This is a genomic window from Bacteroidales bacterium (assembly GCA_021157585.1).
GTDB lineage: Bacteria > Bacteroidota > Bacteroidia > Bacteroidales > UBA12170 > UBA12170.
Genome location: JAGGWH010000106.1, coordinates 1 through 5,292, shown reverse-complemented (window position 1 = coordinate 5,292; position 5,292 = coordinate 1). Strand labels below are relative to the sequence as shown.

The following is a 5,292-nucleotide window of genomic DNA, read 5'->3' as shown; positions in this document are numbered from 1 at the left end:
GGAAAATGTACTTTTTGCGGAGCAAGCCAAGAAGTTTACGATAGAGCTGATAGTTTAGAAACATATGCTTATCAATTTATACATACTAATAAACCGGAGAAAATATTTAATATGAAATTTGATGTAATTATTGGAAATCCACCGTATCAGTTGAGCGATGGTGGGGGAAGGGATTCTGGGGCAATATCTTTATACCATAAATTTATCCAACAAGCAAAAAAATTAAATCCAAGGTATTTAAGTATGATTATACCTGCAAGGTGGTATTCAGGCGGTAAAGGTTTAGATGAGTTTAGAGAAGAAATGTTAAATGATAGTAGAATTTCACAAATTCATGACTTTCCTGAGACATCAGATTGTTTTCCAGGGTTGAATATACGTGGTGGAGTTTGTTATTTTCTATGGGAAAAAGAATATAATGGGCATTGCAAAGTTTTGAATTATAAAGATGGTGAAGTAGTTAATGAAACAACAAGACCTCTATTGGAGAGAGGTGTAAATGTTTTTATTCGTTATAATCAAGCAATTAGCATATTGAAAAAAGTTAAAAAGTTTAATGAAAAAACTTTTGGAGAACGTGTGAGTGCAAGAAAGCCATTTGGATTACCGTCTAATTATAAAGGATTTTCTAAAACTCTAAAACCTGGAAAAGATATTAAACTTTATAGAGTTGGTGATATTGGATATGTATCGAAAACAGATTTAATAAAAAATCAAGATTGGGTTGATAAGATTAAAGTAATTGTATCAAAAGCAAGCCCAGGGGGAGATGAGTATCCTCATAAAATTATAAGTAGCCCAATAGTAGCTTTACCACCATCTGCTTGTACTGAAACATATTTAGTAGTTAGTATATTAGAAACAGAAAAACAAGCATATAACCTTGCAAAGTATATGACTACTTATTTTTTTAGATTTCTTATGTCGTTAATAAAGAATACACAAAATATTTCAAGAGGTATATTTGAATTTGTTCCTATTCAAAATTTTAATGAAGAGTGGACTGATGGTAAACTATACCAGAAATACGGAATAATAAAAGAAGAACAGGAATTTATCAATACATTAATAAGACCAATGGATTAACATTATGTCAGAGAACAATCGCATCGAATATAAAAGAGAATTAACCGCCGATTTGGAAAAAGAGGTAGTTGCCTTTCTCAATTCACGAGAGGGAGGACATATCTATATCGGTATTGATAATTCGGGTGCTGTTTACGATTTAACGGATAGCGATTCAGTTCAGCTAAAAATAAAAGACCGCTTAAAAAACAATATCAAACCTTCGTGTATGGGGCTTTTTGATGTGGTGGAAGAAACCGCTCAAGGTAAAGAGATAATAAAAATCATTGTGGCAAGCGGTTCGGAAAAGCCCTATTATATTGCCAAAAAATGTATGAGCGAAAAGGGCTGCTTTATCCGTGTGGGCTCTGCCGCCGAGCCCATGCCCGTGAAAATAATTGAAGAATATTTTTCCAAACGCACACGAAACTCCATAGGTAATATTATCTCACGCAAGCAGGATTTAAGCTTTGAACAATTAAAAATTTACTACGAAGCACAAGGACTTACGCTAAATGAAAATTTTGCACAAAACCTGGAGCTTCTTGCCGAAAACAACAAATATAATTATGTTGCTTACTTGTTGTCCGATAGAAACGGCATGTCGATAAAATTGGCAAAATATGCAGGTACCGATCGGGTTGATTTAATTGAAAATAACGAATACGGCTACTGCTCATTGGTAAAAGCAACAAAAAGCATTTTGGATAAGTTGGAGGTGGAGAATAAAACATCGGCAAAAATAACACCTAAACAGAGAATAGAACGGCGCATGTGGGATAGTGTAGCCATTCGCGAAGCTGTGGTAAATGCCATTGTTCATAATGATTACTCCACAGAAGTGCCCCCGAAATTTGAAATATTCTCAGACAGGCTTGAAATAACCTCCTACGGTTCTCTGCCCGAAGGGATGACACAAAACGATTTCTTTAAAGGCGTTTCTATCCCTCGCAATAAGGAGTTAATGCGTATTTTCAGAGATCTGGAGTTAGTAGAGCATCTCGGTTCAGGTGTTCCCCGTATCCTGCAATCATACACGCGGGACTCTTTTATATTTTTGGATAATTTCATCAGAATGGTTTTTTATTTTAACACGCCTCTTTATAATGAGAATTCGGAAGAATTTCGGAAAGATTTCGGAAAGAATTCGGAAGGATTTCGGGAAAATCTGTCACCCATGCTTATAGAAGTGCTAAAACTTATTGAACAGAAACCTGATATTACGGCGGTTAAAATGGCGGAGATATTAAATAAATCGTCAAGAACGATTGAAAATTACATAAAAAAACTAAAAGATATGAAAATTATTGAACGAAAGGGCGCTAAGCTCGGTGGTTATTGGAATATCGTTATTAACACAGATACAAAAAAGGAAAAAAATGAGTAAAAACAACTTCTTTCCAAAGCGACCGGAAGCAAAACCAACCATTTATGCTTATACTTTACCAAACGATACTTCCCGTGATGGTCAACTAAAAATTGGGTATACAACTCGTTCTGCTCAGGAGCGGATTGAAGAACAAATTGGGGCAACTCATTCAAGATATGAAATTGTTCTTATTGAACCGGCAATACGAAATGACGGTACTTCATTTACCGACCACGATATACATAAATATTTACGCAAAAAAGGCATAATAAATACTGATGGTGAATGGTTTAAATGTAAAGTTAGAGATGTTAAAGCTGCAATAATAGCAGTTCAAAATAATGAACTTAACGAAGAAAATCGTAGTCTTAATTTCAAGATGCGACCTGAACAAGAGGAAGCAGTAAATAAAACCATTCAATATTTTGAGAGTTTTAATAAAGAACCTGAAAATAAAAATAAAACTCCACGTTTTCTGTGGAATGCTAAAATGCGTTTTGGTAAAACATTTGCTTCGTACCAATTAGCAAAAAAACAAGGTTGGAAAAAGATACTTGTACTAACTTTTAAACCTGCTGTTCAAAGTGCTTGGGAAGAAGATTTAATGACACATATTGATTTTGAAGATTGGCAATTTATTTCGCGTAACAGTTTGTCATACGAAGAAGCAGATAAAACAAGGCCTTTTGTTTGTTTTGGTTCGTTTCAGGATTTTCTTGGAAGAAACAGTTCAACAGGCGGAATAAAAACAAAAAATGAGTGGGTTCATGCAATAAATTGGGATTGTGTAATTTTTGATGAATATCATTACGGAGCATGGCGAGAGAATGCCAAAGACCTTTTTGAAAGCGAAGAAAAAGAAAATATTTTAGAAACGGGAGATGTTAAAGAGTTTGATGAGGATATTTTACCAATTACCACAGATGCCTTTTTATATCTTTCAGGTACTCCATTTAGAGCCATAACTTCGGGTGAATTTATAGAAGAGCAAATATTCAACTGGACATATTCTGATGAACAAAGAGAAAAAGAAGAATGGAAAGGAGAGAATAATCCTTATGCTTCTTTACCAAGAATGGTAATGCTAACTTATCAAATGCCGGATGCGATTAGAGAAATTGCACTCGGAGGTGAATTTAATGAATTTGACCTGAATGTTTTCTTTGCAGCCGAAGGAGATGGAAATAATGCAAAATTTAAATTAGAAAGTGATGTCCAAAAGTGGTTAGACTTAATTCGCGGTAGTTATCAAGAAACAACCATTGATAATTTAAAAATGGGAGCTAAAAAGCCACCAATGCCTTTTTCTGATGCTCGTTTAAAAAATATTCTAACTCATACATTTTGGTTTTTGCCAAGTGTTGCTTCGGCTTATGCTATGCGAAACCTAATGCAACAACGACAAAATACCTTTTGGCATGACTATGAAATTATTGTTGCAGCAGGTACGAAGGCAGGCATAGGAGTTGAAGCATTACCACCGGTTTATAAAGCAATGGATAATCCTTTGGAAACAAAAACTATTACCCTCTCTTGTGGTAAATTAACAACAGGTGTTACCGTAAAACCGTGGACCGGTATTTTTATGCTTCGTAACTCTTCAAGTCCTGAAACATACTTTCAAGCGGCTTTTAGAGTTCAATCGCCTTGGACAATAAGCAATCCCGACGGTACATCAGAAATAATAAAAGAAGAATGTTATGTATTTGATTTTGCACCTAACAGAGCATTAAGTCAAGTAGCTGATTATGCTTGTCGTTTAAATGTCAATGAATCTAACCCGGAAAAAAATGTAGCTGAGTTTATTCATTTTTTACCGGTTCTTGCTTACGATGGTAGTTCAATGCGTCAAGTTGATGCAGCAGGTGTTTTAGATATTGCAATGAGTGGAACAACAGCAACCTTACTTGCAAGACGTTGGGAAAGTGCACTACTTGTAAATGTTGATAATGCTACGCTTGCTCGTTTAATGAATAATGAAGAAGCATTAAATGCTTTAATGAGTATTGAGGGTTTTAGAAATCTGAACCAAGATATTGAAACAATCATTAATAAATCGGAATCTGTTAAAAAAACAAAGAAAGAAGCTAATGATGAAAAGCTCTCTAAAAAAGAAAAGAAACAGCTAACAGACGAAGAAAAAGAGTATAAAAGTTTACGAAAGAAGATACAGGATAAACTTATCAAGTTTGCTACAAGAATACCGGTATTTATGTATTTAACAGATTATAGGGAAAGAAGCTTGAAAGATGTAATTACTCAACTTGAACCCGGCTTGTTTAAGAAAGTAACAGGATTAGATGTTAAAGATTTTGAATTGTTGGTTAGTTTGGGTGTTTTTAATAATTCTTTAATGAATGATGCTGTTTATAAATTCAAACGATATGAAGATGCAAGTTTGGAATATATAGGAATAAATAAACATCAAGGTGAGGAAGTTGGTCTTTATGATACTGTTTTGAGTTCAGATGATTATATCGAATTAGTAGAAAATGAATAAGTCAACTCATAAAGCCATACATATTTGCAATTCGCACAAAGCCGACTGTACAAGCTAAGACTTGGCAATAAGTATGTCTTTGCCAACACTGAAAATATGCTAACAAAATTTGAAATGAATTATAAAGAAATAATAAAGCACAAAAGTACAACATCTAATCATATAAAAACTCCGCAGCACTATCATCAACAGTTTTTATTTGCATTGTTAAACCTGTCTGCCAAGGCACGTCAGGCAGGCGACACCAAAAGTAACGGAGTTGACTATTTCAAAGGATATGTGGTTTTAATAATTACAGGGATTTTACAAATATGAAGATTGGCTTCTGTCAAAAGGAAAAATTGATGATAAATTTGTT

Annotated in this window: 4 protein-coding genes; all 4 read left to right on the top strand. The window is 34.2% G+C overall.

Features of this window, described 5'->3' with window-relative positions:
- A partial coding sequence (locus J7K39_07680) for an Eco57I restriction-modification methylase domain-containing protein (GenBank protein ID MCD6179769.1) occupies positions 1-1,086 on the top strand: 1,086 nt, incomplete at its 5' end.
- Between the two features lie 4 nt (positions 1,087-1,090).
- Positions 1,091-2,452, top strand: a complete 1,362-nt coding sequence (locus J7K39_07675) for a putative DNA binding domain-containing protein (protein ID MCD6179768.1) — start codon at positions 1,091-1,093, stop codon at positions 2,450-2,452.
- The gene (locus J7K39_07670; protein ID MCD6179767.1) at positions 2,445-4,934 is read left to right on the top strand and encodes a DEAD/DEAH box helicase family protein; all 2,490 of its coding nucleotides are present in this window, start codon (positions 2,445-2,447) and stop codon (positions 4,932-4,934) included. The genes J7K39_07675 and J7K39_07670 overlap by 8 nt, the downstream gene beginning before the upstream one ends.
- Before the next feature lie 96 nt (positions 4,935-5,030).
- Positions 5,031-5,249 (top strand): hypothetical protein, encoded by a 219-nt coding sequence (locus tag J7K39_07665; protein MCD6179766.1) that lies wholly within the window; start codon positions 5,031-5,033, stop codon positions 5,247-5,249.
- The last annotated feature ends 43 nt before the right edge of the window (positions 5,250-5,292 follow it).